The sequence below is a fragment of the Streptomyces sp. NPDC026206 genome (assembly GCF_040638465.1).
Taxonomy (GTDB): domain Bacteria; phylum Actinomycetota; class Actinomycetes; order Streptomycetales; family Streptomycetaceae; genus Streptomyces.
This window is the reverse complement of the sequence record NZ_JBEZYL010000015.1, coordinates 101,319-127,859: the sequence shown is the minus strand read 5'-3', so window position 1 is coordinate 127,859 and position 26,541 is coordinate 101,319. Positions and strand designations below refer to the sequence as shown.

General features: G+C 70.2%; 25 protein-coding genes. 16 read left to right on the top strand and 9 right to left on the bottom strand.

All coding sequences use genetic code 11. The features are described from left to right. Window positions 1–34: 34 nt before the first annotated feature. Both AB0F13_RS21150 and AB0F13_RS21145 read left to right on the top strand, forming a co-directional pair. Complete coding sequence (locus tag AB0F13_RS21150) at window positions 35–1,408, top strand: diaminobutyrate--2-oxoglutarate transaminase family protein (protein ID WP_362084332.1); 1,374 nt, start codon at window positions 35–37, stop codon at window positions 1,406–1,408. Continuing rightward, window positions 1,405–2,970: an aspartate aminotransferase family protein gene (locus tag AB0F13_RS21145; protein WP_362084329.1), complete on the top strand. Its 1,566-nt coding sequence runs from the start codon at window positions 1,405–1,407 to the stop codon at window positions 2,968–2,970. The genes AB0F13_RS21150 and AB0F13_RS21145 overlap by 4 nt, the downstream gene beginning before the upstream one ends. A gap of 73 nt (window positions 2,971–3,043) precedes the next feature. Here the strand turns inward: AB0F13_RS21145 and AB0F13_RS21140 are convergent, their stop codons facing one another. Beyond that, window positions 3,044–3,694, bottom strand: coding sequence for a hypothetical protein (locus AB0F13_RS21140; protein WP_362084326.1), 651 nt, complete (start codon window positions 3,692–3,694; stop codon window positions 3,044–3,046). A gap of 240 nt (window positions 3,695–3,934) precedes the next feature. Here AB0F13_RS21140 and AB0F13_RS21135 point away from each other — a divergent pair, with 240 nt between their 5' ends. Beyond that, complete coding sequence (locus tag AB0F13_RS21135) at window positions 3,935–4,144, top strand: hypothetical protein (protein WP_362084323.1); 210 nt, start codon at window positions 3,935–3,937, stop codon at window positions 4,142–4,144. 38 nt (window positions 4,145–4,182) lie between these two features. On the opposite strand, the gene AB0F13_RS21130 is transcribed toward AB0F13_RS21135, so the two are convergent. Further along, the gene (locus tag AB0F13_RS21130; RefSeq protein WP_362084320.1) at window positions 4,183–4,890 is read right to left on the bottom strand and encodes an RraA family protein; all 708 of its coding nucleotides are present in this window, start codon (window positions 4,888–4,890) and stop codon (window positions 4,183–4,185) included. Window positions 4,891–5,138: 248 nt separating this feature from the next. On the opposite strand from AB0F13_RS21130, the gene AB0F13_RS21125 reads away from it, so the two are divergent. From AB0F13_RS21125 to AB0F13_RS21090, 8 genes are all read left to right on the top strand, one after another. After that, complete coding sequence (locus tag AB0F13_RS21125; protein ID WP_362084317.1) at window positions 5,139–7,559, top strand: SpoIIE family protein phosphatase; 2,421 nt, start codon at window positions 5,139–5,141, stop codon at window positions 7,557–7,559. Window positions 7,560–7,788: 229 nt separating this feature from the next. Next, entirely contained in the window at window positions 7,789–9,465 is a 1,677-nt protein-coding gene (locus AB0F13_RS21120) for a ubiquinol-cytochrome c reductase cytochrome b subunit (protein ID WP_362084314.1), read from the top strand. A 30-nt stretch (window positions 9,466–9,495) separates the two neighbouring features. Further along, window positions 9,496–9,789 carry a hypothetical protein gene (locus tag AB0F13_RS21115; RefSeq protein ID WP_362084311.1) on the top strand — a complete coding sequence of 98 codons (294 nt, stop codon included), beginning with the start codon at window positions 9,496–9,498 and terminating at the stop codon, window positions 9,787–9,789. 104 nt (window positions 9,790–9,893) lie between these two features. Continuing rightward, entirely contained in the window at window positions 9,894–10,136 is a 243-nt protein-coding gene (locus AB0F13_RS21110) for an acyl carrier protein (RefSeq protein ID WP_362084308.1), read from the top strand. Between the two features lie 150 nt (window positions 10,137–10,286). Next, window positions 10,287–10,919, top strand: coding sequence for an alpha-ketoglutarate-dependent dioxygenase AlkB (locus AB0F13_RS21105; RefSeq protein ID WP_362084305.1), 633 nt, complete (start codon window positions 10,287–10,289; stop codon window positions 10,917–10,919). Between the two features lie 321 nt (window positions 10,920–11,240). Next, window positions 11,241–11,738: a hypothetical protein gene (locus AB0F13_RS21100; protein ID WP_362084302.1), complete on the top strand. Its 498-nt coding sequence runs from the start codon at window positions 11,241–11,243 to the stop codon at window positions 11,736–11,738. 87 nt (window positions 11,739–11,825) lie between these two features. Next, window positions 11,826–12,554 carry a DUF6766 family protein gene (locus tag AB0F13_RS21095; protein ID WP_362084299.1) on the top strand — a complete coding sequence of 243 codons (729 nt, stop codon included), beginning with the start codon at window positions 11,826–11,828 and terminating at the stop codon, window positions 12,552–12,554. A 152-nt stretch (window positions 12,555–12,706) separates the two neighbouring features. Further along, window positions 12,707–14,260: an FAD-dependent oxidoreductase gene (locus tag AB0F13_RS21090; protein WP_362084296.1), complete on the top strand. Its 1,554-nt coding sequence runs from the start codon at window positions 12,707–12,709 to the stop codon at window positions 14,258–14,260. A 113-nt stretch (window positions 14,261–14,373) separates the two neighbouring features. Here AB0F13_RS21090 and AB0F13_RS21085 read toward each other — a convergent pair whose 3' ends face one another. Further along, window positions 14,374–14,907 (bottom strand): GNAT family N-acetyltransferase, encoded by a 534-nt coding sequence (locus tag AB0F13_RS21085; protein ID WP_362084293.1) that lies wholly within the window; start codon window positions 14,905–14,907, stop codon window positions 14,374–14,376. A 280-nt stretch (window positions 14,908–15,187) separates the two neighbouring features. Between AB0F13_RS21085 and rsgA the strand changes: the two genes are divergently transcribed. From rsgA to AB0F13_RS21065, 4 genes are all read left to right on the top strand, one after another. Beyond that, a complete protein-coding gene (rsgA, locus tag AB0F13_RS21080; RefSeq protein ID WP_362084290.1) occupies window positions 15,188–16,222 on the top strand; it encodes a ribosome small subunit-dependent GTPase A in 1,035 nt (344 codons plus the stop codon). 901 nt (window positions 16,223–17,123) lie between these two features. Then, on the top strand, window positions 17,124–17,369 hold the full coding sequence (locus AB0F13_RS21075; RefSeq protein ID WP_362084287.1) for a hypothetical protein: 246 nt from the start codon (window positions 17,124–17,126) through the stop codon (window positions 17,367–17,369). A gap of 147 nt (window positions 17,370–17,516) precedes the next feature. Continuing rightward, the gene (locus AB0F13_RS21070; RefSeq protein ID WP_362084284.1) at window positions 17,517–18,161 is read left to right on the top strand and encodes a hypothetical protein; all 645 of its coding nucleotides are present in this window, start codon (window positions 17,517–17,519) and stop codon (window positions 18,159–18,161) included. 93 nt (window positions 18,162–18,254) lie between these two features. Then, window positions 18,255–18,953 carry a class I SAM-dependent methyltransferase gene (locus AB0F13_RS21065; RefSeq protein ID WP_362084281.1) on the top strand — a complete coding sequence of 233 codons (699 nt, stop codon included), beginning with the start codon at window positions 18,255–18,257 and terminating at the stop codon, window positions 18,951–18,953. Here the strand turns inward: AB0F13_RS21065 and AB0F13_RS21060 are convergent. The 3 genes from AB0F13_RS21060 to AB0F13_RS21050 all read right to left on the bottom strand — a co-directional run bounded on the left by AB0F13_RS21060 (window position 18,937) and on the right by AB0F13_RS21050 (window position 22,684). Beyond that, window positions 18,937–20,394 (bottom strand): tetratricopeptide repeat protein, encoded by a 1,458-nt coding sequence (locus tag AB0F13_RS21060; RefSeq protein WP_362084278.1) that lies wholly within the window; start codon window positions 20,392–20,394, stop codon window positions 18,937–18,939. The genes AB0F13_RS21065 and AB0F13_RS21060 overlap by 17 nt on opposite strands. Window positions 20,395–20,672: 278 nt before the next feature. Then, on the bottom strand, window positions 20,673–21,911 hold the full coding sequence (locus AB0F13_RS21055) for a glycosyltransferase (RefSeq protein ID WP_362084275.1): 1,239 nt from the start codon (window positions 21,909–21,911) through the stop codon (window positions 20,673–20,675). Continuing rightward, window positions 21,908–22,684 carry a MerR family transcriptional regulator gene (locus AB0F13_RS21050; protein ID WP_362084272.1) on the bottom strand — a complete coding sequence of 259 codons (777 nt, stop codon included), beginning with the start codon at window positions 22,682–22,684 and terminating at the stop codon, window positions 21,908–21,910. The genes AB0F13_RS21055 and AB0F13_RS21050 overlap by 4 nt, the downstream gene beginning before the upstream one ends. A 329-nt stretch (window positions 22,685–23,013) precedes the next feature. On the opposite strand from AB0F13_RS21050, the gene AB0F13_RS21045 reads away from it, so the two are divergent. Then, a complete protein-coding gene (locus AB0F13_RS21045) occupies window positions 23,014–24,033 on the top strand; it encodes an amidase domain-containing protein (protein ID WP_362084269.1) in 1,020 nt (339 codons plus the stop codon). 163 nt (window positions 24,034–24,196) lie between these two features. On the opposite strand, the gene AB0F13_RS21040 is transcribed toward AB0F13_RS21045, so the two are convergent. From AB0F13_RS21040 to AB0F13_RS21030, 3 genes are all read right to left on the bottom strand, one after another. Continuing rightward, the gene (locus AB0F13_RS21040) at window positions 24,197–24,667 is read right to left on the bottom strand and encodes a hypothetical protein (protein WP_362084266.1); all 471 of its coding nucleotides are present in this window, start codon (window positions 24,665–24,667) and stop codon (window positions 24,197–24,199) included. Between the two features lie 67 nt (window positions 24,668–24,734). Next, window positions 24,735–25,292, bottom strand: a complete 558-nt coding sequence (locus tag AB0F13_RS21035; protein WP_362084440.1) for a hypothetical protein — start codon at window positions 25,290–25,292, stop codon at window positions 24,735–24,737. A gap of 226 nt (window positions 25,293–25,518) precedes the next feature. After that, window positions 25,519–26,025 carry a DinB family protein gene (locus tag AB0F13_RS21030; RefSeq protein WP_362084263.1) on the bottom strand — a complete coding sequence of 169 codons (507 nt, stop codon included), beginning with the start codon at window positions 26,023–26,025 and terminating at the stop codon, window positions 25,519–25,521. Window positions 26,026–26,541: the final 516 nt, after the last annotated feature.

The window sequence follows — 26,541 nt, the reverse complement described above, 5'->3', positions numbered from 1 at the left end:
CGCCTCGCTCGCCCGGATCCACAGGAGTTACGCGATGACCCTCGCCACCGGCAACGCCCTCGACGCAAGGGACGCCGTCCTGCACCGTCAGCGCAGCCGTGAGTCCTCCGCCCGTACCTACGCCCGGACGTTCCCGATCGTGCCGGTACGCGCCCACGGCATGACGGTGGAGGGCGCGGACGGCCGGCGGTACCTGGACTGTCTCTCCGGTGCCGGGACGCTCGCTCTGGGGCACAACCATCCGGTGGTGCTCGAAGCGATCCGCCGGACGCTCGACAGCGGCGCCCCCCTGCACATGCTCGACCTCGCCACGGCGGAGAAGGACGAATTCACCAGCGCCCTCTTCGAGAGCCTGCCGCAGGGGTTCGGCGACCGGGCCCGGGTGCACTTCTGCGGGCCCGCCGGAACCGACGCCGTCGAGGCGGCGCTGAAGCTGATGCAGACCGCGACCGGCCGGCGCGGCGTGCTCGCCTTCACCGGGGCGTACCACGGCATGACGGCGGGTGCCCTCGCGGTGACCGGGAACGTGGCGGTGAAGGCGCCGCTGCCCAGCGGGGGAGAGGTGACCAGGCTGCCGTACCCCTACGCCTACCGGTGCCCCTTCGGAGTGGGCGGCGAGCGCGGGGCCCAGCTGTCGGCGACGTATGCCGAACGGCTGCTGGACGACCCCTCGGGCGGGGTGCTGCCACCCGCCGCGATGATCCTGGAGGCCGTCCAGGGTGAAGGCGGGGTGATCCCGGCACCGGACGGATGGCTGCGCGAGATGCGGCGGATCACGGCCGAGCGCGGCATCCCGCTGGTGGTGGACGAGGTGCAGACCGGAGCCGGGCGCACCGGCGCGATGTGGGCGGTGGAGCACAGCGGCATCGTCCCGGATGCGATGGTGCTCTCGAAGGCCATCGGCGGCAGCCTGCCGCTGGCGGTGGTGGTCTACCGCGAGGACTACGACGGCTGGCAGCCCGGCGCGCACACCGGCACGTTCCGCGGCAACACCCTCGCGATGGCGGCCGGCGCCGCGACCCTGCGCCACATCGCCGCCGACGGCCTCGCCGCACGGGCGGCGCTCGTCGGCGCCCGGATGACCACCCGCCTGGAGAGACTGCGCACCGAACTGCCGGTGATCGGCGACGTGCGCGGGCGTGGACTGATGATCGGCGTCGAGCTCGTGGACCCGGGCGGCGAGCCGGACGGCTGCGGTGCCCACCCACCGGCCCCGGAGCTCGCCGCCCGGGTCCGCGCCGCCTGCCTCAGCCGCGGCCTGATCGTCGAACTCGGCGGCCGCCACGACGCCGTGCTCCGCCTGCTGCCGCCCCTGACCATCACGGACGAGCAGGCCGAGTCCGTACTGGACCGCCTCACGGACGCCATCGCGGAAGCCGGTACGGACCTGGCGGGCGGGCGGGCGTGAAGCAGCACATCACCCACGACACGCCCCGCGGCACGGCCCCGGCCCTGTCCGGCGGTGTCAAAGGCCCGCACGCCCTGCGGCCGCTGCTGGACGCCGTGCTGGAGGGCCTGTCCGAAGGCGCCGTACGCCGCGACGGACCCCTGCCCGCCGGCGGCCCCGCGGACCTCGCCGCACTCACGGCCACCGCCCTCGCCGAGGCCGGCGGCGCGCGTGAGGAACCCGCCGGCCCCGGTGCGGCCGTTCTGCGCTCGCTCACGACCCTGCTCGCGCAAGGCAGCGCCGACCCCGCCGATCCCGGCTGCGCGGCACACCTGCACTGCCCGCCGCTGGCCGTGGCGGTCGCCGCGGACCTCGCCGTCAGCGCCCTCAACCCCTCCCAGGACTCCTGGGACCAGGCGCCCGCCGCCACCGAGCTGGAGACCGCTCTGGTACGGGACCTCGCCACGATGGCCGGCTACGACCCGGCGCTCTCGGCCGGGGTGCTCACCTCCGGCGGCACCGAATCCAACCTGATGGGCCTGATGCTCGCCCGGGACCACGCCCTCGGCCGGGCGGGCGGACGCCCGACGGAACTGGCCGGCCTTCCCCGCGACCTGACGCCCCGCATCTTCACCTCCGCTGCCGCGCACTTCTCGGTCCAGCGGGCGGCCGCCGTGCTCGGCCTGGGTGAGCAGGCGGTCACCGGCGTTCCCGTCGACCACGACCTGCGGATGGATGCCGGGGCACTGGAGGAACAGCTCAAACGGTCGGCCGCACAAGGCGAGACGCCGGTAGCGATCGTGGCCACGGCGGGCACCACCGACACCGGCGGCATCGACCCCCTGCCCCGCATCGCCGACCTCGCCGCGCAGTACGGGATCTGGCTGCACGTGGACGCCGCCTACGGTGGCGGGGCCCTGCTCTCCGACCGGCTCGCCCCCCTGCTCGCCGGCATCGAGCGCGCGGACTCCCTCTCCCTCGACTGGCACAAACTGGGCTGGCAGCCCGCCCCCGCCGGAGTCTTCCTGGCCCGGCGGGCCGAGACCTACGCCCCGCTGGCCCGGCGGGCCGTCTACCTCAACCCCGCCGACGACGAGGAAGCCGGTTACCCCAGCCTGCTGGGCCTCTCCCTGCGCACCACCCGCCGCCCCGACGCCTTCAAGATCACGGCAACCCTGGCGGCCCTGGGCCGGTCCGGACTCGGCCGGCTGGTGGACACCTGCCACGACCTCGCCCACCACGCCGCCGCGACGGTCACGGCACATCCACGGCTCGAGCTGCACACCACCCCCGTGCTCACCACCACCGTCTTCCGCTACCGGCCGGCCTCCGGCACACCCGCCGAAGCGGACCACCTCAACGCAGCGCTGCGCCGCCGCCTGCTGCGCGAAGGCCGTGCCGTCATCGGGCGCACCGAACTCCCCGGACAGGGCCCCGGCCGGGTACGGCTCAAGCTCACGCTGCTCAACCCGCACACCACCCCGGCCGAGGTGGAGTCACTGCTACACACCGTCGTGGCCGCCGGCCGGGCAGAGGAGGAACTGACCTCGCGGGACCAGCGGAGCACGCGGAGGCCCAGGTAGCCCCGGGACGGGACGCGGCGAGGACTCGCGGGGAACGAAAGTTCCCCCAGTAGCAGCTCGTGCGGCGGTGACCTCACTCGTCCCGCAGCACGGCGAGAGCGAACGCGAGCCGGCGGTCCAGTATCGCGGACAGGAGCGTGTACGCCTTGTAGCCGTAGTCGTCACCCCATTCGCACGTCATCACGGCCGTCCCGGCCGCCCGCCAGGTCACCGGCCGGGGCGAGGAGTCACCGCCCTCCGCGCCGAAGCTGAGCAGGGAGTCGGCGACGCTGCCGAGGACGTTGCCCACCCCTCGTTCGATGATCTCCTTCGGCGTGCCCTTCGCCCAGTGGTAGCGCGCCACGACCGGCGGCAGGCCGGGCTGCTCGATGCGCCAGGGGTGCTGGACCAGGCGCTTTTGTACCTGGCCCCGGCAGACGCTGCCGATCTCCTCGCCCCGGTCGTCCCGCACCCGGTAGCGGCGCTCGCCGTTCCCGTCCTGCGGCGCGTCGACGGAGCAGATCAGGTGCCCCGCCGTCCCGTCCTGGTCCAGCCGGAAGCCCGCAGCCGACGGCGGTGCGGATGCGTCAGCGGGTAGGACGAGGGCGCTCGGCGCGAAGAACCTCTTCAACTGGCTGCCGCACGGGACGCGTACGGCGCGCGGCCCGGTCACCGCCTTGCGCCGCAGCGTCGCCGGCCGGTCGACCGCGCCGACAGTGAAGCGGTCGGCCTGCTCCCAGGGCACGGGATCGATCGGGGCTTCCGGGGCCCTGTTCCTGCCGAATACCACTGCCGTTCTCTCCCCGATCCCGCTGTCCGATCACCGGGCCACACGATCGCACAGGGGCCTCAGCTGCATCTCCCCGGCTCAGGACCGCTTGGCCACCCCGCCCGGTACGCCACCGTCCCGAGTGCCGTGCGGCAGCGGCCAACTTGCCCGGCACGACGGTCCCTTGCCGGCCGCGCCCGTGGCAGTCTGGGTGGCATGAGCCAGCACCGTTCGAACCCGGGTGAGCCGTACTACACCACGGACACGTGCAGCGGCTGCGGATCGACCGTGGACGGCTTGCACGGCCGGTGGACCTGCGCCGCGTGCGGGACCTGCAGCCCGTACCAGGAGCCGCCGGGAGGCTGGACCACCGAGATCACCCCGGACGAGCTGGCGACCAACACGGTGATGTACGACTTGCCGTAGGGGCAGCACACCCGTCCGGACTCCGTGATGAGGCGGGGCTACTCCTCGACGGCCCCGCCGACGGCTCGCAGGTGATCACGGAAACTCAGCGAGGGTGTCCGGTCGCGCCGGGCGAGGTAGGCGTCGAACTGCACCTGGCTGCGCAGCGAGACACCGGCACGGATCCGCTCGGCCTGGCGCCGTTCGGTGTCGCGGATCGTCTCCGCAAGGGTGAAGAGCTCATCGGCGCGCGCGGCCGGCACGAAGAGCACACCGTCGTCATCGCCCAGGACCACATCCTCGCGGCCCACCGGCCACTCGCCCACGGTGGCGGACTCCAGGGCGTCCTGGGAACGACCGTCGAGGCGTTGCGGGCCCGCCGGGAGCGACCCCAGGCTGAAGACAGGAAGCCCGACCGCTCGTACATCGGCGGTGTCGCGATGCAGCCCCCAGATGACGATGCCGTCCAGCCCGGCGTTGCGGGCCTCCAGAACCACGAGATCGCCCACGCATGCCTCGTCGAGCCGTCCGCCGTTGTCGACCACCAGCACGTCACCGGGGGCGGCCCCTTCGAGCGCCTCCAGGAAGACGTCGACGCTGCCGGCATGCCGCGTGGGACACACGCGCCCGGCCAGGCGACCGCCCGGTACCACGGCGTGCAGCCGCGAGGGCGCGCAGCGTACCGGGACCCGGGCCCGTAGACAGGCGTCCGCCAGGTGGGCAGTGGTCAGCGCCGCGAAGCGCCGGCACAGTTCTTGACGGTTCATGCGGTGTTCCTCCCCGCTACGAGGTGCCCCCCAAGGGCACACGGTATTGCCGGCCGGCGCCGTCCAGGAAGACGACGCCCGTCCGGCCGATCGCGGCCTGGCTCGCCTTAACGGCCCCTGCGGGTGTGTGTCAAGCCTGCGCCGACCTACCGGGCGAGATCGCCGAGCAGGGTCCCTGGCCGGGTGGGCCCTGTGCCATGCTCAGGGGCGTGACGAGGGAGTGTGCCGATCGCGAGGAGCCCGGCGGCGTGCCTGACGTCGTCGCCCTGGCCCGAGTCGTGGCCCGGCTGCGGGCGGAGAACGAACGGCTTGAACGTCTGGCCTCGACCACTTCGGTCCTGGAGCGGGCGAAGGGCGTCGTCATGGCCCGGTCGGGCAGTTCGGCGGCCGTCGCGTACGAGGAGCTGGCGCGGCGCGCGCAGGTGGCCGGCCGCACGCTGACGGAGGAGTGCTGGATAGCTCTCGGCGACATCCAGCTCCACCCTGCCTCCGCGGCGGACCGGCCCGCCGAACCGGTCGTGCCGCCTGCGAGGGGTTCGGTGTTCGACTCCGGGCAGTACACCCTGCGCACCGTGCCGGGCCCGCGAAGGGGCGGCTCGCCCGCCGTCCCGGACCGGACGGCGGACGTCCTCAGCAGGCTGGGCGAGGCCCTGACCGCTGCCGCGACCCGGCAGGAGCTGGCCCGGTGCCTGCTGGAACACCTTTGCGGGGCCGCGGACATCGACGCGGTGATGATCTATTCGAGCCCGCCCGCCGGGGGACTGGAGCTCGTGGGGCAGGCCGGTGTGGGAGCGACCGTGGCCGCCCAGTGGCGCCACGTGCCGCCGGTGAGCGGTATCGCCGCCCTGGAAGCCATCCGCACCGGTGAAGCCCTCTGGCTGGAGGACTTCGAAGGCGACAAGGAGCGCTACCTCCTGATCGGCGACCCGCCCGAGCGATGGCCCTCCCGCGCCTGGATCCCGGTGGTCACGGGCGGCGTGGTCACCACGGCGATCGGCGTGTTCCGCACGGTGGACGCACCCTTCGCCCCCGGCGTCCGGGAGCTCCTGCAGGCGGTGGCCCCGCTCTGCGCCGGGCGACTGTGCGCCTTCGACCTGCCCCGCGAGCGCGCGGCCGACCGGACAGCGGAGATGACCCAGGCGGTCTTCGACGTCCTGCCGGGACCCGTGGTCCTGCTCACTCCCTTGCGCACGCCTGCGGGTGAAGTGGAGGACTACCGCGTCGACGCGGCCGCACCGGAGTCCGTCGACGTCGCCGGGCGCCGCGGCCGGCAGCTCGTGGGCCTGCGGATCCTCGAGTGCTACCCCACGCTGGCCGGTACCCCGCTCTGGCAGGGCTACCTCGACGTCCTCACGACGGGGGAGCCCTATGAGGGCGAGCCCTTCGCGTACGAGGAAGTGGTCGCCGGTGTTCCGCGGACGTCCACGTTCTCCGTCCGGGCCGCGAAACTGGGCGACGCCCTGGTGGTCTCCTGGGTCCGCCACGACGTCATGGCCCGGCAGGAGCAGCGGCTGGCGGATGTGCAGCGGCTGGGCAACCTCGGCTGGGCGGACTGGGACCTGGTCACCGACACCATCACCTGGTCGCCCCAGGTCTTCGCCATTTTTGACCGTGACCCCGCACGCGGCCCGATGACGCTCGAGGAGCTTCCCGGCCATCTGCTGCCCGATGACCTCCCGGCCCTCGCTCAGGCGGTCCAAAGACTCCTCCGCCACGGACAGCCCATCGACAAACCCTTCAGGATCACCACGGCGTCGGGCGTCAGGCATCTGCGCGTCGTGGCCGAAGCGGTCACCGACGCCGACGGCACGCCGGTCGAGGCGCACGGCTTCTTCCAGGACCTCACCGCCCAGCGCCGCGCGGAACTGGCCCTGATCGAGAGCGAGCAGGCGGTCCTCGCGCAGCAGGGTGTGCTGCGGGCCGAGCGCACGGTCGCCGCGCGCCTGCAGCACGCGCTCCTGCCACTGCCCGAGCAGTCGCTGAAACTTGCCGACCTGCGCGTCGACGTCGCCTATCTGCCCTCCGACGACGACCTCAATGTCGGCGGTGACTGGTACAGCGCGATCGAACTGCCCGACGGGAACGTGCTGTTCGCGGTCGGCGATGTCGCCGGCCATGGGCTCGACGCGGTGGCCACGATGGCTCAGCTGCGTTTCACCGCCAAGGGGATGGTGATCACGGGATCGTCCCTGACCGGCGCGCTGGAACGGCTCAACGCCCTGCTCCTGCACACCCACGAGGCCCACAGCAGCACCGCCACGATGGTCCTGGCCCGCTACGATCCCGCCGACCGGTGCCTGACCTGGGCCCAGGCGGGACACCCACCGTTGTTGCTGCTGCGACAGGGCGAGGCGCAGTACCTGTCCCAGCCCGAGGGCCTCCTGCTCGGTGCGACCCTGAGCCCCTCGTACGGGGAATTCCGGTGCCGGCTCGAGCCGGGCGATCACCTGCTGCTCTACACCGACGGCCTCGTCGAACGGCCCTGCGAGCACCTGGACGAGGGCTTCACCCGGCTGGCCGACGCCGCGACGCGATCGCTCGGCAGCGACGGCGTCGGGTCCCTCGGCCCGCTGTTGAGCTCTTTGCTGCGGTACGAACGGCGCGACGACATCTGTCTCCTGGACGTTCACCTCCCCTCGGACACGGTCCGAGGGGAACGGAATCACTGAGCGGCTCTCCCGGCGAGGGTCGGCGGGCCCCGGCCGCCCGGCCCGTCGGTACGACTTTTCAGGATGCGGCCTGCCACCCGCTCTTCCTTGTCCGACACTCCCCGCAAATCACGCATCCCGGGATGAAGTGTGGGGAAGATGGGGCCCATAATGCCAGAGATGGCGATCTTTGTAGGACAAAGGGGCAGGCCGGGACATGCTGCCCTTCCAGGGCCGGGAGCGCTAGCGCATGACCAACACGCAACACACCCCCACGGCCGGGCCAGGCCCCACCGCCCGGGCGTCAGGGGGTGAAAAGCTCGCGACCTGGGCCGACGGCCGCGTCGGGCTCTTCTCACTCGCCAAGGCGAACCTGAGGAAGATCTTTCCCGACCACTGGTCCTTCATGCTGGGGGAGGTAGCCCTCTACTCGTTCGTCATCATCATCCTGACCGGCGTCTATCTGACGCTGTTCTTCAAGCCCAGCATGAACGAGGTCGTCTACCACGGCTCCTACACACCGCTCGACGGCATCCTGATGTCCGACGCGTACAAGTCGACGCTCGACATCAGCTTCGACATCCGCGGTGGCCTGCTGCTCCGTCAGCTGCACCACTGGGCGGCGCTCGTCTTCATCATGGCGATGCTGGTGCACATGATGCGCGTCTTCTTCACCGGCGCCTTCCGCAAGCCCCGCGAGCTCAACTGGCTCTTCGGCGCGGGCCTGTTGATCCTCGGCATGTTCGACGGCTTCATGGGCTACTCGCTGCCCGACGACCTGCTCTCCGGCACGGGCATGCGGTTCATGGAGGGCGCGATCCTGTCCGTGCCGATCGTCGGCACCTATCTGGTGATGTTCATCTTCGGCGGTGAGTACCCCGGGTCCATCTGGGTGCCACGGCTGTTCACCGTCCATGTGCTGCTGATCCCCGGCATCATGGCGGCCCTGCTGGTGGCTCACCTGATCCTGGTCTTCTACCACAAGCACACTCAGGGTTTCGGTCCGGGCAGGAACAACAAGAACGTCGTGGGCATGCCCCTGATGCCGGTCTACATGGCCAAGGCGGGCGGCTTCTTCTTTCTCGTCACCGGTGTGCTGGCCGTCTTCTCCGCCGTCGCGCAGGTCAACCCGATCTGGGCGTACGGGCCGTACCGGCCGGACGAGGTGACCACCGATGCCCAGCCCGACTGGTACATGGGATTCTCCGAGGGCCTGATCCGCATCATGCCGGGCTGGGAGGTCAACTTCCTGGGGCACACCCTCGTGCTCGGGGTGTTCATCCCCCTGCTGATCTTCCCGCTGATCCTGCTCGTCCTGTGGGGATATCCCTTCTTCGAAGCGTGGCTCACCGGCGACAAGCGTGAACACCACATCACCGAGCGCCCGCGCGACAATCCCTCCCGCACCGCGTTCGGAGCCGCCTGGATCTCCGAATACGCGCTCCTGCTGGTCGGAGGCGGCAACGACCTCTTCGCGACGCACTTCCACCTGTCGCTCAACGCGATCACCTGGGTGGTCCGGGTCGGGTTCTTCGTCCTGCCCGTACTGGTCTTCGTCATCACCAAGAGGTGGTGTCTCGGCCTCCAGCGCCGGGACCGGGAGAAGGTCCTGCACGGGCGTGAATCCGGCGTCATCCTGCGCAAGCCCCACGGCGAATACCTGGAGATCCACGAGCCGCTGACGCAGGCCGACCTCTACTACTTCACGGCACACGACCAGCCCAGGCCGTACGCGCTTCCCCCGGCGGTGGACGAGAACGGTATCCGCCGCAAAATCACCTGGTCGGACCGGCTCCGTGCCCGTCTGTCCAGGGCCTACTTCGGGGACGGAGGCCAGATCCTGAAGCCCACCCCGGACGAGTACCGGCGGATCACCGCGGCTCATGGCAGCACCGAGCCCCATCGGGTGACCGAAGGCCACCACTGACCCGTCGGTCTCCTCCCAAGGGCGGTACGCGTGAGATATCTGTCCCGTCTCGGTATCCGTTCGCCGGCGTTCGGGAAAGGCCGTCGCCCCTACCCGTACGGACTGCTGGTGCCGGTGGCGCGGGTGGCCACGGTGACCGCGGCCGACGAGGTCCGCCGGTTCCTCGACACCTGCGGGATCCGGTCGACGGTCGCACCCTGTGCCCGCCGGCGGCGCGGCCGCATCCGGTCGCCGTGGCGGCTCCAGGTGCTGGTCTTCGCCGACGACGCCGGGCGTGCCAGGCGGCTCGTCAACGAGTGGACCCTGCCCGTCGGCTCGCCCTGAGGGCGGGCCGGACGGCGTTCCGTTCGGCCCTTGTGCGCATGCGCTGTGTTACAGAGCCGGGCCTGGGTACTCGGGGCCGGAGACCGACGCAGGAAGGAGACGCCATGGCAACCGGTGAAACCGGCTTCAGTGACGTCGTGTACGACCTCATTTCCGTGCAGTACCACGCACTCAAGGCCGGGCACGACTACGGCCAGTACGTCCGGGACGCGGAGAACGCGGAGAAGAAGGAGATCGCCGAGTTCTTCCGGACCGTGATGGAGGAGGACTCCCGCCGGGCGGCTCAGTGCCACCGTTTCCTCAAGGAGCTCTCCGGAACCGAGGACGCGGGCCCCGCCGTCACGTGAGCCCCGGGCATTCAAGGAGGACGGGCCGGCCGGCCGCGAACGGATGTCTGCCTTCCGACCCTGGCGACAGGGAACCGGCAAGGCGTTCGCTCGCGCCGGACCGCCCCATGTATTCGTTTATGTGTTCGATATTCGGCGTACACTGAAGTCATGGAAGGCCAGCTTCAGGGCTCACTCTTCGACGTGGCGGACGTCGCCGGCCTCGGGCGCCCGCTGGACGAGGCACGCCGGAGGACGCTCACGCACGGGGCCTGGATCGACGTCCTGCCCGGCTGGCTGAGCGGGTCCGACATCCTCTTCGAAGCGCTGGTGGACGCGGTTCCCTGGCGCGCCGAGCGGCGTCACATGTACGACAACGTGGTGGACGTTCCACGGCTCCTCGCCCACTACGGGGAGGGCGACGAACCGCCGCACCCCGTTCTGGCGGCGGCGCGGGACGCGCTGAGCGCACACTACGCCGTGGAACTCGGCGAGCCGTTCCGCACCCTCGGCCTGTGCTACTACCGTGACGGCCACGACAGCGTGGCCTGGCACGGCGACCGCATCGGCCGCGGCGCCCGGGAGAACACGATGGTCGCGATTCTCTCCATAGGCGAGCCGCGCCCCCTGGTGCTGCGGCCGCGCGACGGCGGTGCCCCGCACGTGAGGCAGCCGCTCGGGCACGGTGACCTCATCGTCATGGGCGGCACCTGCCAGCGCACCTGGGACCACTCGATCCCCAAGACCGCCAAGCCCGTCGGCCCCCGGATCAGCGTCCAGTTCCGCCCTCGCGGCGTCGGGTGAGACGACCGGCGGTCTCCGCCGGCGCAGAGCAAGCGACGACCGGCGCCCGGTCCGCGCCCGAGATGCGCGGCAGGCGTCGGCTGCGCACCCTGGAAAGGCAATTTCCGTTCGCTCTGGGCCTGGCGCTGGCTCACTACGAAGACCGGTGCTGAGGGGCCCGCCGGACCGCGCAAGGGGGTGAGGGCCCGGGCGCCGTCACACACCCGGAACCCTCACTCCCCAGCATTCCTCGCCCGCCCCTGAATCACCATTTCTGGTGTCGCCGTGCAAATGTCCTGAATGCGCGGCGACGCCTTTTAGTGTTACGCGAGTGATGTTGCCGTGAACGGACGGTGGCCCCGGGTGTGGGCGGCCGTCGACAAGGACACGAAGACCGCCCACGGGCCGCAAGGGCGCCACGATGCGCGATCCAGCGCCCGGCGCCGGACAGGCGCTGTCCTCGCAGCGGCACTCCTGGCCACCACGGCCGGCTGCGGCACACTGCCCGAACGGCGTGACGACGTCCGAGCGGCGGCCGTCCGCTTCGAGCAGGCCCTGCAGGCCGCACAGCAGACGCCATTGTGCGACGCCCTCGCCGCCGGCACCCGCGAAGAGCTGGAGGAGTCGGCACAGCGCCCGTGCGAGCAGGCACTCGACCGGCAGGAACTGCCCGTGGCCGGCGCTGTCCGGCACGTGGACGTCTACGGCGACCAGGCCCGAGCGGTCCTCGAGCACGACACCCTCTTCCTGGCCCGCTTCCCCACCGGATGGAAGGTGACCGCCGCCGGGTGCGAGCCGCGCTCCGACCAGCCCTACCAGTGCGTCGTCAAAGGCAGGTGACACCTTCATGAAGGCGATGTTCGGCTCGTGCCTGCTGGTGATCGTCGCGGGCCTGGCGTACTTCACCGCACTGGGACTGATGCACCGATGAACCGAGCCGCGGGGCAGCACGAAAAAGCGACACAGAAGAACAGGGGCCGTATCGGGCGCTTCCTCCACGACAACGGGCTCAGCCTCGGCTTCGGCGCCGCCTTCGTGCTGGCGATCGCCGGCCAGGCCGTGGCCGGCCGTGCCGAATTCAACAGCCTGCTCATCACCGACGGCCTGGCACCGGTCAGCTTCCCCGACTATCTGACGTCCTCCGACTTCGCCGTCGACGTCACCGAGAACTGGCAGTCGGAATACCTGCAGTTCTTCCTCTACATCTTCGTCACCGTCTGGCTCGTCCAGCGCGGCTCACCCGAATCGAAGGAGACCGGCAAGGCCGGTCCCGAATCCGACCACGACCAGATGACCGGCGAGCACGCCCGGGCCGACTCCCCCCGCTGGGCGTCGGCACGGGGCTGGCGCCAAGCCGTGTACGCCCGCTCGCTCGGACTGGTCATGGGCGTGATCTTCCTGCTGTCCTGGTTCGCCCAGTCCGTCACCGGAACAGCCGCCTACAACGAACAACAGCTGCGCCGGCTGCAGGTGCCCGTCAGCTGGGGTGAATATCTGGCCCGCGCGGAGTTCTGGAGCCGCACCCTGCAGAACTGGCAATCCGAACTGCTGGCGGTCGCCTCCATGGCTGTTCTCTCCATCTATCTCCGCCAGCGCGGCTCACCCGAATCAAAGCCCGTCGGCGCGCCGCACACCGCCACGGGTGTCGAAGGCTGATCCGTCCGCACGGCGCACTGACGCGAACGGCGTAGGCCGGGCCGGGCCGGAGGCCGTCCACGCGTCGCCTCGCGCCACCGCGGGTGCGGCCATCCGGGCCACATGCCGGTACTCCGGGGGTTCAGTCGCCCGATCACGGGAACCCGGCTGATATGTCGCGCCCTCATGGCCCCGCCGCCGCACTTCCCGGACAGGCCGAGTCCTACTGGATGGCCACCGCACCCGCCACGCCCCTCCCCACCCTCACCGCCGACACCGAGGTGGACGTCGCGGTGATCGGCGGCGGTATCGCGGGGCTGAGCACCGCGTGGGAACTCATCGAGGCCGGTCGTTCCGTGGCGGTGCTTGAGGCCGACCGCATCGCCGCGGGGGTCACCGGGTACACCACCGCCAAGGTGTCGGCCCTGCACACCCTCGTCTACGACAGGCTGCGCCGCACCCGGGGAGCGCAGGGAGCGCGGCTGTACGCGCGCTCCCAGCAGGAGGCGGTCGAACGGGTCGCCGAGGTCGCCTCCGCGCTCGGCGTGGACTGCGACCTGGAGCGCCGGCCCGCCTTCACCTATGTGACCGATCCCGCCGGGCAGAAGGCGGTACAAGCGGAAGCCGAAGCCGCCCGGGAAGCAGGGCTGGCGGCCTCCTACGTCGAGGAGACAGAACTGCCCTTTCCCGTCGCCGGCGCCGTCCGGGTCGAGAACCAGGCCCAGTTCCACCCCCGCAAATATCTCCTCGCACTCGCCGAGGACCTGCGGGAGCGGGGTGGCCATCTCTACGAACACACCCGGGTCACCGGTCTGACCGAGGGCACACCGTGCCGCGTGACCACGGAGAACGACACCGTGGTCACCGCCCGGGACGTGGTGGTGGCCACCCACTACCCCGTCTTCGACCGCGCCCTGCTGTTCACCCGGCTCTCCCCACGCCGCGAGCTGGTCGTGGCGGCCGTGATCCCCGCCGGAGACGATCCGGGCGGAATGTACATCACGGAGGAGGACAACAAACGATCGGTGCGCACCGCACCCTACGGCGACGGGCAACGGTTGCTGATCGTCACCGGCGAGAGCTTCACACCGGGCACCGGAGACATCGCCCAGCGGTACGAGGCGCTCGCCGACTGGACCCGCGCGCACTTCGCCGGCGCGGAGATCGTCCACCACTGGGCGGCCCAGGACAACGACTCCACGGACACCGTGCCGCTGGTCGGCCCGTTCCATCCGGGCGCCCGCCACACCTATGTGGCCACGGGCTTCGGCGGCTGGGGCATGAGCGGCGGCGTCATGGCCGGCCGCCTCATCGCCGACCTCATCTCCGACGGCGCCCCCTCGTGGGCGCACCTCTACGATCCCCGGCGGCTGTGGAGCACCGTCCGCGAGGCACCCGGGTTCCTCAAGCACCAGGCGGTCGTCGGCCGTCACTTCGTCGGCGACCGGCTGCGGCCCACCCACGTGGACTCCGTCGAGGAGATCACGCCGGGAACGGGCGCCCTCGTACGGACGGGAGGCGAGAGGTGCGCGGTCTACCGGCACGACGACGGCACGCTGCGAGCCGTCTCCGCGCGCTGCACGCACCTGGGCTGCCTGGTGGCCTTCAACGCCGTCGAGCGCACCTGGGAATGCCCCTGCCACGGTTCCCGCTTCGACACCGACGGCAGTGTGCTCCAGGGCCCGGCGACACGGCCGCTGGACGGACGCGCCATCGAGGAGGAGTGAGCACCCGGCTCACGCCGGGCGCCCGCTTCCCCGACGCGCTCGCGCGAGCCGCCCGCACGAGGTGCCTGTCGCTGTAGGCCCAAGGTTTACGGATGACAAGGCCCGGCCGCCATTCAGGCCTGGAACTCGGTCAGATCGATGACGTGAACGCTCAGCGGGAAGCCGTACACCGGGTGGACCGTCTCGCGCTCGGGGACCATACCGAGCTTGCGCGTCACATTCTCGGAGGCTTCGTTGCCCATCCGGTTGATGCTGATGACGCGGTCGAGGCCGCGGTCCGTCAGGGCGAAGTCCAAGGCGGCCTGGGCGGCTTCGGAGGCGTATCCCTGGCCCCAGAACGACTGGCCGAGCCGCCAGCTGATCTCCACGTCGGGCAGCACCTCCGGCAGGAACTCGGGCACGGACAACCCCACACAACCGGCCAGTTCGCCCGAGGCCAGCAGTTCGACGGCGAAGAGGCCGAAGCCCTCCTCGTCCCACTCCTCCTCCCACCGCTCGATGGCCTCCGCCGTCTGGTCCAGGTCGAGGACCGAACCGTCACCGATCCAGTGCATGACCTGCGGGTCCGCATTGATCTCCGCCATGGGGGCGAGGTCGTCGTCGTGCCAGCGGCGGAGGATGAGGCGGGGGGTGCGGATCTCGGTCATGGCACCCATCCTGTCGAATACAGGGCCGGTAGTGGTAATCGGCGCCCGCGGTGGCAGTGGCGTGATTTCGCCGGATCCGCCGCCACCGGAAAATCGCTCGCCGCCACGACACGTCACGGATAGTCTCCTTGAGAGAGCCGCGGGATCACGCGGAGAGACAACTGAGGAGGGCCAAATGAAGAACGTCCCTGTGGCAGGCCGACCACAGCCCCTGTCTTTCCGGGTGTCCACCTGAGCTACAGCTCCGGGGCCGCCCGCCTTCCCGAAGGGCGCCACTCCGTTGGCTTCTGTTTCTTACGACCTGTCTTTTCTCGGCTGGGACGACGGTTTCGCCGCCTCCCTGAAGCCACAACACCTCCCCGCGCGAGTCACTCGCGTCGACCGCGGCACGTGCGACGTGCTCACAGCCGACGGTGAACTGCGCGCGGAGTACAGCGGCGCGCTCAAGCGGGCCGCAGCAGCCGATCCGGTCGCGTTGCCCTGTGTGGGCGACTGGGTGGCGATCGAGGGCGGGGTCCAGGAGGTCCTGCCGCGCAGGACCGCGATCGTACGGGCCGGCGTCACCCCGGGCGTCTCGCACGGCCAGGTACTGGCCGCCAACGTGGACGTCGTCTACATCGCGGAACCCGCCGTGCCGGGGGTCGATCTCGGACGGATCGAGCGGTTCCTGGCCCTGGCCTGGGAGAGCGGTGCCCAGCCGGTCGTCCTGATCACCAAGTCCGACCTCGCTTCGGTGGACCTCGCCGCGGTGGAGGCCGCCGCGCCCGGCGCGACGGTGCGGGCTGTCTCGTCGATGACCGGCGAAGGCCTGGACGAGGTACGACTGCGGCCCGGCCGGACGGCCGTCCTGCTCGGAAAGTCCGGTGCGGGCAAGTCGACGCTGGTCAACGCGCTCGCCGGAGCCGACCTGATGGCCACCCAGGAGATCCGGGCCGGTGACGGACGTGGCCGGCACACCACGGTCCACCGAGAGCTGCTGCTCCTGCCGGGCGGCGGCCTGATCATCGACACGCCGGGGCTGCGCAGCGTCGGCCTCTACGATGCCGAGGAGGGCCTGGCCCAGGCGTTCTCGGAGATCGAGGAGCTGGCGGCCCGGTGCCGGTTCCACGACTGCGCCCACGAAGCGGAGCCGGGCTGTGCGGTAGTGGCGGCCGTCGAGGAAGGCGAGCTGCCCGGACGGCGGCTGGCCTCCTGGCGCAAGCTCCAGCGCGAGGCGCACTGGATCGCCTCACGCACCGACGCCCGGCTGAGGGCGGAGAAGACCCGCGAATGGAAGATCATCCATAAGTCCATGCGCGGGAGGAACCGCCCGTAGGCCGGTCCCTTTGCTCTGCGCACCTGGAGACAGGTGCGCAGAGCGGACAACGGACCGAGGGAACGGGGGTCACAGCTGCAGCGTCCGCTGTATCTCTTCGGGCAGGACGGGCGGCTGACCCATGGTCCAGATCACCCTGACGGACATGTGGCGGATGCGCCAGCCGTCGCGAACTTCCTGCCGTCCAGGGCCCGGAGGAGACGGCTGATGAGTGTGCTGATGTCGTCGCGATCCGTCTTCTTGGTCATGGCTCAACCCTCCTTGCTCAACCGCACTTGAGGTCAAGGGCCGATCACCGGCACGGGCGAGCCCCGCTGATCCGATGTGACGGACCTGGCGATTGTGGCTGAAAATGCCCTGCTCGGCTGCAGGGCAAGTGGGGTTAAACTCCTCACGGTTGAGGGACACATCGTCCTGACTGGTGCTTAAACGTTTGGATTGTCAAGGTTGAGGCGAACAAGGACATACGGTGGCCGCGCACTGCTGCGAGGCCGGGGCGAGGGCCGGCAACCTCACCCTCAGGGCACCCGGGCCACCGGCACCTGGTCCCTGAGGCACACCCCGCAGGTCATCGCTGACCACCGGCGAGTGGGCGACTGACGCAGCTGCGCAATCCGCAGACCACTCCCTGCCAAGCCTTCACCGGCGACGGTGTCCCCGCGCTTCGGGGCTGAACGATGAGAGGCCCGGGCCGGGGCAGTACACGACAGCTCGCGGGAGAGCGATGCCGCGCCGCCCTATGCCATTGCCTTCCTCCTGCGTGGGCGACAACGCCTGCTGACCTTCTCGTCTTCGCCCGTGGCGCAAGCCAAACAGTCACCGCACCGCCACAGATCCCTTAGCGCTGGCTGTGCCGTTCGCAGTTTCCACCTACCGACGACTTATAAGGAACACCCTGGTGATGGCCAAACTCGCCGAGCCGGTGGGAGACATCGCCCCCGTCGCAATCGCCTCCAGTGCCCCCGTGGCCGGTGAGGCCGTACGCGCCGCCGGATACGGGCGCACCGAGGACGAGTGGGTCCCCGACCGTCTGCACAGCGGCACCTTCGCCGTCGACGCCTCGGGCGAGACAACGGTCGGCATGACCGGAGCCGGGAACTCGGCCATCTGCAAGGGCGATGCGTGGGCGGACGCCCCAGCCGAGTGAGACTTCCCGGCCGTGACCTACGTGGCGCGGTGGGGACCAAAGGAGGGAGGCGACCGTGGGAAACCGGTTGTACCGGTCGTATCCGGACGTGACGGTGCCTCTGTATCGCCTCTCTCCATTCCGTATATGCAATAGAGGAGCAGGTAAGTGAAGCGCATCACCCTTCGTGCCACCGGAGTATCGGCCCTGGCCGCTGTCGCTCTCGGCATCGCCGTACCCGCGGCCACCGCGGCCACCACGGTGTCCGCCAAGCCGGTGGTGAAGAGCGACGGTGACGACGCCGCGAAGGCCGCGGAAGCGGCGCGCAAGGCTGCCGAGGCCGCATCGAAGTCCGCGGCCGAGGCTGTCGCCCGGGCCACCGCCGCCAAGGATGCCGAGGCGGCCCGCAAGGCGGCTGAGGAGGCTTCCAGAAATGCCGCGGAGGCAGCCAAGGCGCCGTCCGTGAGCGTCAGGAAGATATTCCTCGGCAAGGGAATCGTGGCGTCTGTCGACGTCTCCTTCGACTACCTGTGCACGTCGGCCACGGACCGCCTGGAGGTCACGCTCACCTCCGCACCGAAGAGCGGCAAGCCCACTGTTTTCAAGAGCACTCGCGCCCAGCAGAGCCTGCAGTGCGACGGAGCCAAGCACACCGGCTTCGTCGAGTGGCAGGGCCCGGGCCTGGACGCCTTCGGCACGGACAACCTCGCGAAGGCCACCGTGGCTCTCTACGGCAAGGGTGACGTACTCCAGGCGCCGATAGCGGAAAAGAGCATGAAGCCCGGTTACGACACCCCGTCGGTCGGTCTCTAGCCGGCCTCGTGAAGGCCGGTTGAGGGCGGGCTCGTCCGTCGGCCTGGACGCCGCGGTCTTCCCTCACCGCCCGCACCGTGTTCCGATGGGTGCATGAGCGGGCGGATGCGCGAGGGACACCAAGGGACCGGGCCGGGAGCCATCACACCGGACGGATGTGCGGTGGAGCTGTACCAACGGCTTCCTGTGGGCGAAGAACCCGACATCATCGAACAGGCGGTCCCCGCCCGGGCCCGAATCCTCGAACTGGGATCCGGGGCCGGGCGCGTGACGCATCCGCTGGTGAAGCGGGGCTTCACCGTGACAGCCGTCGATGAATCCGCCCAGATGCTGGAACGGGTGCACGGTGCCCGGACCGTCTGCGGCCAGATCGAGGAACTGGAGCTCGACGAACGCTTCGACGTGGTGCTGCTGGGATCGTTCCTCGTCCACGCCGGTGACCCGCGGGTGCGTCAAGGGCTGCTGCGGGCCTGCCGGAGACATGTCGCGGACGACGGTTGCGTCCTGATCCAGCGCGAGGGCGAGGACTGGCAGGAGAACCTGCCGCGGGAGAGAAAGACCGCCGACGGTCTCGTGCGGGTCGTGTCCTCCGATCCGGCCGGCCCCGGTGTGCGATCCGTCCACATCGAATACGTCTTCCCGGACACGCGCTGGACCCAGACATTCCTCTCACGTCCCCTGACCAGGGAGGCCTTCGAGCTCGCCCTGTCCGAGGCGGGACTTGCCGTGGACACCTACCTGACGAGCGACCGCACCTGGGTGCGGGCCCTGCCGGTCAAAGGCCAGCCGTAGGCGGATCCCGGACGGTCGGCGCCGGAAACCCATCGACGCGCCGAGCCGATCGGCCCGTGATGCCATGGGCCGCCGCAGCCTGCTGTTCGGCGGCCCGCCGCCGGCCCGCGGCCGCCCCGGCCGCATCGCCGAGCCGGTCGGCGAGCCGCGCGTGAGCTCCCCAGTTGTAGGGGCATACGGGACGCAGGTTGATGCGTTCGCTCAGCAGCGTGCGCGCCACTTCGTGGTGCCCCGCATGAAGGGCCGCTTCCACCAGTGTCCTCTGCACGGCGTCCCGTTGGGCGTGGCTGCCGCCGAAGGCGTGGAAGCGGTGCCGAAGAGGCAGCAGCAGAGCAACCGCCTCGTCGTACCGCCGCCGAGCGTAGGCGACGAGCGCCCGGCACACCGGCAGGCCGGCCTCAGCGGTCATCGGGACGTTGGAGACCCCCGGACCCGCGCGCCGGATCCAGGCCTCCCGGTCACGGATGAGACGTTCCGCGTCGGCGATACGGTCCCCTCCGACGTAGGCCATGACGGCATGAACGTCATTGAAGACGTAATAGGCACCGTCGCGTCGTCCCGCCCATGCGTCGGCCAGCGCCGCCCAGCGGTTGCCCGTATCGACGCCGCCCAAGTGCAGCCGCCACAACAAGGACGCCGCATCCAGTAGTTCCATCGCCACGCCGGCCGACCCCTCGTTGTGCAGAGCAGCGTCATAGACCTCCAGTACCCGGTCGGTCCGTCCCGCCTCCAGGGCGTAGAGGGCGTAGTGCCACCAGTTGTGCACGTTGAGGTAATTGCCGTCTGCCCAGTCGCCCGTACGCTCGTCGAGGTAGCGGATTCCTTCCGCGAACCGGCCCTGCATCTCGAAGGCGTGCACGACGGCATGGATGCCCCACACATCGCGCGCGTTGCGTTGTACGGCCGCGAGGCCCACCTCCTCGGACCGCCTGTAATCACCTGCTTCCTCCAGGCCGAACGCGTACATGCCGAGCAGAGGTCCGTAGTGCGGGTCGTCCTCGTCCCAGGCGGACAACGCGCCGCCGATACGGTCCCGCAGCAGCACGGCGTTACCGGTGAAGAAATCGACCTGATGACCCACGGCCAGGGCGAGAGCATCCCGGGGACACGCCACGCTGATCTCACCGAGAACGCGGCCGGCCCGATGGATGTCACCGTCCAACCAGGAGGAGGCGGCGTCGATATGCATGCGCTCCCGGGGCGTCACGTCGGAAAGGTGTACGCCCCGGCGGAACTCCTCGAACAGTTTCCGGGCCCCGGCCGCCTCCTTCTCCTCCGTTCCCAGCAGGCCGAGATACGCCATGAAGACGTTGCCCATGACGGAGCGGGGGGCGGCGGAAACCGCTGCCCCGACTTCCACCGTGACCTCTTCGCGGAAGAACAGCAGGCAGTCCAGCGCGTTCTCGTAGTGCCGCACCGAGTCGGCGCCGGTCCACGTCATCGCCTGAGCATGCCGGTCCATTCCCATTCCCGGGTCCTTTCGCTCGGCCGCCATGACATGACGACGGCCAGCATCCGTGCCTTCCGCTGCCGGGTGCAGCCACGGGGCAGACACATGCCTGCCCGCACGCGCAGGCCCGGATGCACATTCCGCCCCCCCGTATGCCGGACGGCTCCGGGTGCGACGGGTCTGCCGGCAGCGCCAGGAGCGGGTGGTCCCTGCCGCTTGGAGACGTGGGCGGCGACCGCGGAGCGCGGTGACTGCCCGGGACGGAGCCGCTAGCCGGCCAGGGTCTCGACCTTCTTGACGACCTCGCCCGCGCCGTCCTGCGCCTCGAAGGCGGCGGCGGCGCGTACGGCCTGATCGCGGTACGACGGTTCCTGCGCCGCGTGCCGTATCGCTTCGGCCAGGCGGTCGGCGGACAGTTCACCGAAGGGGAGGGGGTGGGTGCCCGCGCCGAGGGCGGCGACGCGCCGGGCCCAGAACGGCTGGTCGGCCATGACCGGCACCGGGACGGAGGGTACCCCCGCCCGCAGAGCAGCCGCCGAGGTGCCCGCGCCGGCGTGGTGGACCACAGCGGCCATGCGGGGGAAGAGCAGAGCGTGCGGCGCCTCGCCGATGGACAGGACATCGTCATCGGTCGTCGACAGTCCGGCCCAGCCCGCCTGGAGCACGCCGCGCATTCCGGCCCGGCGCAGTGCCTGCACGGCCAGTTCGCTCAGACGCTCGCCCCCGCCCGCGCCCATGCTGCCGAAGCCGAGGAAGACCGGTGGCGGCCCGGCCTGCAGGAAGTCCTCGACCGCTGCCGGGAGCCGGTGATCCGCCGGGGTGTGGGGCCACCAGTTGCCGACGACGTCCAGTCCCTCGCGCCAGTCCGCCGGGCGGGGGACAAGGGTGGTGCTGAAGCCGTGCAGCACTGGCCAGTCGGCTTTCTCCAGCCGTCGGCGCACCGCGCGGGGGGTGGCGGGCGGCAGGCCCAGCCGGCTGCGCAGGTTCTTGACGGCGCCCGCGTGGATGCGGTCGACGACCCGCAGGGAGAGGCGGCCGGCGGCCCGGTTGCCCCACCGGCCCAGTGAGCGGCTCCCGCCGACCACCGGAGGGAAGTCCCCGGTGGGGGCGACGGGCTGCAGATACAGGCCGAGGCTCGGCAGGTTCCGCGCCTCCGCCACCTGCCAGCCGAGCGGTGCCGTGGTGGTGGACAGCAGCAACAGATCCGCGGCGTGAGCGTCGGCGGCGTCGGCCAGGCCCTGGCCGAGGTCGCGGATGAAGGCCGACGCCTTGCGGAGGAGGGCGGCGGTGCCGCCCGGCTTCGCGGCGGAGTCGTCCTCGGAGGGTGCCTGGCCGCGCTGGTCGGCGGGCAGGCCGAGAAAGCCCAGGCCGCACTCCGTCACCAGACCGGCGAAGGACTCGGGGGCGGCGACGGCGACCTGGTGGCCGGCCTCCCGCAGACGGACGCCCACACCCGTGTAGGGGGCGACGTCACCGCGGGAACCGGCCGCCATGATGAGGATTCTCATTGGACTCGGTCTCTTTCGGCGTTGGCGTGAATGGCCGCCCGGAGAAAGGGGGCCAGGCCGGTGCGCTGCTCGTGGGGCGGTACGACAAGGGCGAAGGCGCGGGCGTCCTCGACGTAGTCGTCGGCGATACGGCAGTGCATCTGCGGAGGGCACGGGGTGAACCAGCGGCTGATGTGGTCGCGATGCTCCTCGGCGAGCGCCATGGCCTCGTCGCTGCCGGGGGCCGCGTCCGCGTCATAGGCGGCGATGAGACGCTGCCGCCACCCGGCGGCCTCCGCCATGATCTGCCGCCAGTCCTCCTTGGTGTGGGCGGCGGCCCGGGCCATCGACTGCCGGTGTCCTTCGCTGTGGCCCCATTTGAGGTGGGCGTCCGTGGCGTAGCTGAGGTCGAAGGTGACCTCGCCGAACACCTCGAAGCGCTCCAGCGGGGTCAGTTCGACGCCCGTCTGCCGCACCTCCAGGGCGTGCTCGGCGACCTCGACCAGCTTGTTCAGCTTGGCTATCTGCTCCTTGAGCAGCCGGTGACGCTCCCGCAGGTGGCCGAGCGCGTTGGCCTCGGGGTCCGCCATGATGGCGCCGATCTCCTCGAGCGAGAAGCCGAGCTCCCGGTAGAAGAGGATCTGCTGAAGCCGCGCCAGATCCGCGTCACTGTAGAGCCGGTAGCCCGCCGGGGTGCGGTCCGTGGGCGACAGCAGGCCCGCCTTGTCGTAGTGGTGCAGGGTGCGCACCGAGACTCCGGCGAATCCCGACACCTGCCCGACCGAGTAACTCATGCAACCGCCTTCCGTTCCGGTCCAGAGTGGAGCCTGACGTAGGGGGAGGGTCAAGCGCCGCCCTCGGCGCCGGGGCGGTGTTCACCGGGTGACGGGCGGTGGTGCCGGGGGTGGTGATTTCGTGTTCGTTTTGTGAGCCGACCGCATATCCAACGTTGTGAATGTTTGTGCGAAGATTCCGTGTCCTGGCTGTTCGGGCCAGGTGATAAGGGGAATACTTCGTGAAACGAAAGACGGTCAGAGTCGCTGTTGGGGCGGTGCTGGCGGTTACTGTGTCGGCTGTTTTCCTGCCCGACGCCTTGGGCACGGGTACGTCGAAGAGCCACACGGTGGACGAGGCGACGGCCGAATCGTTCGGTCGTGTCGCCGATGCCGTCCTGGCTGAGCGCACGGCGGCACTGGTGGACGCCAAGTCGGCCCGGCGAATAGCCCCGCAGGACAAGAAGGTGCGGGTGTCGGCGGGCCTGGTGCGCGACGAGGACACCGGCCTGTCCTCGCTGCGGTCCCGCAAGAGCCGCCTCGCCTCCCTGGGCGAGGCGTACAGCGCCGCGGACACCAAGGTCACGATGGGCAAGGTCACCGTCAAGGGCGGCCGTGCGACGGTCGAGGCCACCGAGTCCACGACGCTGACGTACAAGAAGGTCCGCGGCGACGAGCCCACGACCACCGGCTTCCAGGCTCATCACGAGTTGAGCTTCAACCGCACCTCGGACGGCAAGTGGGAGCTCGCCGGCATCCGGCCCACGGACCCCGGCCTGCGGGCGGTCAACCAGCCCGTCGTCGCCACGGCGGCGACGGACACCGGCGGCTACCCCAGCGCCAAGCCCGCCGCCACGTCATGGCCCGCGCGGCCGGTGCCGAAGACCCAGAAGGCCGGCGGTTACAACTACGCCGCGATGGCGTCCTACGCGGAGAAGTACTGGAGGAGCTACAACCCGGCGTACCGGAAGTTCAACAGCGCCGGCGGGGACTGCACCAACTTCATCAGCCAGGCCTTGAAGGCGGGCGGCTGGAAGGACGAAGCGGGTTCCTCCTCCGACTACCACAAGTGGTGGTACAACTCGGAGAACCAGTCCGACTCCTGGGTCGGCGCCAACGAGTGGTCGTGGTTCACCATGTCCTCCAAGCGGGCGACCAACCTGGCCAACGTGTACCAGATGGACGTCGGGGACATTCTCCAGATGGACTTCGACGGTGACGGCTCCAAGGACCACTCCATGATCACCACGTATCGGAGCAGGGCCGGCATCCCGTACCTCACGTACCACTCCACCAACACCTTCCGGAAGTCGGTGGCGAGCATCGTGGCCTCCAACCCCGAGGCTGTCTACTACGCCTACCGCACCTGACAGCCCGCCGGGGCGCAAGCACACCGTCCGGCTGACGCCGGATGGCGTGGTGAGTACGCACCTTCGGGGTTCGGCCCCGCAGACGGTCCGGAACCCCGGGGAGCCCGGGACATGACGGTGGGCCCCGCCTCTGGCGGGGCCCACCTTTTGTCTTCCGCCTCGATCACGTGGTGAGCAGGCGGTTGAAGAAGGACCGGTAGTGCTGCAGAGCCTGGCGGAGATCTTCGGTGTTCACCTCCTCGCCCCGGTTCCACTGACCCTCGAGGTCCTGCTTGTGCTCGGCGAATGTCGTGGCCAGTGTCTGCATGACCTCTGCGACAAGGGCGTCGGCCGTGTGCACGGCTTCGCGGGGATCGTCGACGAACCGGTTCTGAACGTCCTGCCAGCGTGAGCGGTAGTCGTCCTCGTCCTCCGCCGTCAGGAGCTGCGGCGTCTCGTCCCCGGTGGCGCCGGCTGTCTCCTCGGGCGGGGATGTGGTGGCATCGGCCGCCGGTTCCGTGCTCTCGCCGGGGAAAGTGGGCACGTCCTCGGACCGGCCTTCTGCCTCTTCGTCCACGCCCTGGCTGCTGGCCTGGGCGAGGTCCTCGGTGGACAGGCCGCTCTCGTCGGGTTCTGGTATGTCTTCGCGTTGCATGTCTCCTCCGTCCGCCTTGGTGTCCGCACTGGGAAAGCGGCACCGGTCGGTCGGACACGGTGTGCGGTCACGCCCGGGCGTGACGCGCCTGGCCTCCGTCGGAGAGCAGCTCGTCGAAGAGGGCGCGGTAGTGCACCATGGCGCCTCTGAGCTGCTCGGTGGTCGCCTCGTGTTTCATGCTGAGGCTGTTGACCTCATGAGCGGTGCGGTAGTGCTCGAGCGTGCGGCCGTGCTCGACCGAGAGGTCCTTGAGCCGTTGCTCGAAGTTCTCGGTCGGGTACCCACGTTCATGCATCAGAGAGGTCACCAGCAGGTCCGCATCCTGGACGGCGTCCTCGGGGCGGTCCACGAATTCGCCTTGTACGGTGGTCCATTCCCGGGAGTACCGGTCCCTGGCGCTGCTCTCCAGTGGCTTGATGTCCAGCGAGTCGTGGCGTTTCTCGCGTGCGCTCAAATCACGTTCGGCTGCCAGCCGGTTGCCGCTTTCCTCGACGGTGCGCTCGTATTCCGGGCCGAAACGATCGCGCAGCCGCCGACGGCGCACGACGAGGGAGGCCCCCACGGCGATAACGATAACCACCACCGCGATCGGGATGATGATCGCGAGAAGAGTCCCTGTTGACATTGGACCGAACCCCCTCGAAATGCCGGATTTGCACTCTTTATAGTAGGCGTCCACGGGACTCAGGGGAACAGCGCTTCTTTATGCCGGAAGCCACCGGGTTATGCCGGAAGCCGCCGGGGCCCAACGGTCGGGGCCCACGGTCGAGGCCCACGGCCGGGCCCCAGCCGGGCCCCAGCCGGGCCCCGTACCGCGGTCACGCTATGTGGCCCGGCTGCTCCGTGGTCTCTCAGGCCCCGACGGTCCCGTCGATTCCTTCGCGCAGGAAGTCGGCATGTCCGTTGTGCCGGGCGTACTCGTGAATCAGGTGCAGCATCACCAGTCGGAGAGATGCCTCCTCACCCGACTTGGGATGGCAGCCGGTCACGTCGAGCGACTCCGCCTTCTCCTCGATCCGGCGCGAGTGCCCGATCTCCGTCTGCCAGGCTTCGAAGGCCTGCGACCGGTCGGCTGACGCCGCGTCGTACGCCACTTGGTAGTCGCCCTCGTCCGACCAGACGAGCGGTATGTCCTCGCCGTTGATCACCCGGCGGAACCACGCCCGCTCGACCTCGGCCATGTGCCGCACCAAGCCGAGCAGTGACAGCGTCGAGGGCGGCATCGACTGACGACGCAGCTCCTCGTCGGAGAGGCCGTCGCATTTCATGGCCAGTGTCGCGCGGTGATAATCGAGAAAGCCGCGCAGCATCTCCCGCTCGCCTGCGGTCAGCGACGGGCCGATTCGCTCCGTGGTCACTTCTGGTTCCCCTCAGTGGGACGAGTTGCGGGGTGTCGTGCCCCCATCATGACAAGCGACGTTGACGGGGAAACGCCGGGCACTGGAGGGAGCGCCGGACGCCGTGCCCTCCGACATCGCCGATGACGGCCGGGGCGTGGGTGTCCGGCCGGGCGAGGGCGGCGTTCTGGTGGTGTGGGACGCCGACGGGGCCGTGACGCCGGCCGGTCTTCCGCTCGGCGAGAGCACGATCGTCGAGGGCTCGGCACGGACGGGCGGCGACGGCACGGTGGTGTTCCTGGCCTACCACCTGGTACAGGCCGGCCCCCACGCGCGCCCGACCACCGTCGCCGCGTACTACCTGTGGCGCCCCGGCACGGGGTTCCGGAAGCTGACGTCGCACAACGACGGCGCAGCCGCTGTCGCCATCAACGACAAGGGCCTGATCGTCGGACGCACCATGACCTCCGCCGTCGCATGGCACCCCGACGGCACCACGGACACCTACGCGCCGACCCCGGGTCACACCTCACGGGC

Bases quoted from the DNA above. Each gene is read 5' to 3' on its own strand.
- AB0F13_RS21050 (WP_362084272.1), bottom strand. From the start codon at position 22,684: ATGAGTTACTCGGTCGGGCAGGTGTCGGGATTCGCCGGAGTCTCGGTG.
- AB0F13_RS21105 (WP_362084305.1), top strand. From the start codon at position 10,287: ATGGAAGGCCAGCTTCAGGGCTCACTCTTCGACGTGGCGGACGTCGCC.
- AB0F13_RS21130 (WP_362084320.1), bottom strand. From the start codon at position 4,890: ATGAACCGTCAAGAACTGTGCCGGCGCTTCGCGGCGCTGACCACTGCC.
- AB0F13_RS21035 (WP_362084440.1), bottom strand. From the start codon at position 25,292: ATGTCAACAGGGACTCTTCTCGCGATCATCATCCCGATCGCGGTGGTG.
- AB0F13_RS21075 (WP_362084287.1), top strand. From the start codon at position 17,124: ATGGCCAAACTCGCCGAGCCGGTGGGAGACATCGCCCCCGTCGCAATC.
- AB0F13_RS21120 (WP_362084314.1), top strand. From the start codon at position 7,789: ATGACCAACACGCAACACACCCCCACGGCCGGGCCAGGCCCCACCGCC.
- AB0F13_RS21065 (WP_362084281.1), top strand. From the start codon at position 18,255: ATGAGCGGGCGGATGCGCGAGGGACACCAAGGGACCGGGCCGGGAGCC.
- AB0F13_RS21085 (WP_362084293.1), bottom strand. From the start codon at position 14,907: ATGACCGAGATCCGCACCCCCCGCCTCATCCTCCGCCGCTGGCACGAC.
- AB0F13_RS21040 (WP_362084266.1), bottom strand. From the start codon at position 24,667: ATGCAACGCGAAGACATACCAGAACCCGACGAGAGCGGCCTGTCCACC.
- AB0F13_RS21090 (WP_362084296.1), top strand. From the start codon at position 12,707: ATGTCGCGCCCTCATGGCCCCGCCGCCGCACTTCCCGGACAGGCCGAG.
- AB0F13_RS21055 (WP_362084275.1), bottom strand. From the start codon at position 21,911: ATGAGAATCCTCATCATGGCGGCCGGTTCCCGCGGTGACGTCGCCCCC.
- AB0F13_RS21110 (WP_362084308.1), top strand. From the start codon at position 9,894: ATGGCAACCGGTGAAACCGGCTTCAGTGACGTCGTGTACGACCTCATT.
- AB0F13_RS21135 (WP_362084323.1), top strand. From the start codon at position 3,935: ATGAGCCAGCACCGTTCGAACCCGGGTGAGCCGTACTACACCACGGAC.
- AB0F13_RS21060 (WP_362084278.1), bottom strand. From the start codon at position 20,394: ATGACGTGGACCGGCGCCGACTCGGTGCGGCACTACGAGAACGCGCTG.
- AB0F13_RS21095 (WP_362084299.1), top strand. From the start codon at position 11,826: ATGAACCGAGCCGCGGGGCAGCACGAAAAAGCGACACAGAAGAACAGG.
- AB0F13_RS21150 (WP_362084332.1), top strand. From the start codon at position 35: ATGACCCTCGCCACCGGCAACGCCCTCGACGCAAGGGACGCCGTCCTG.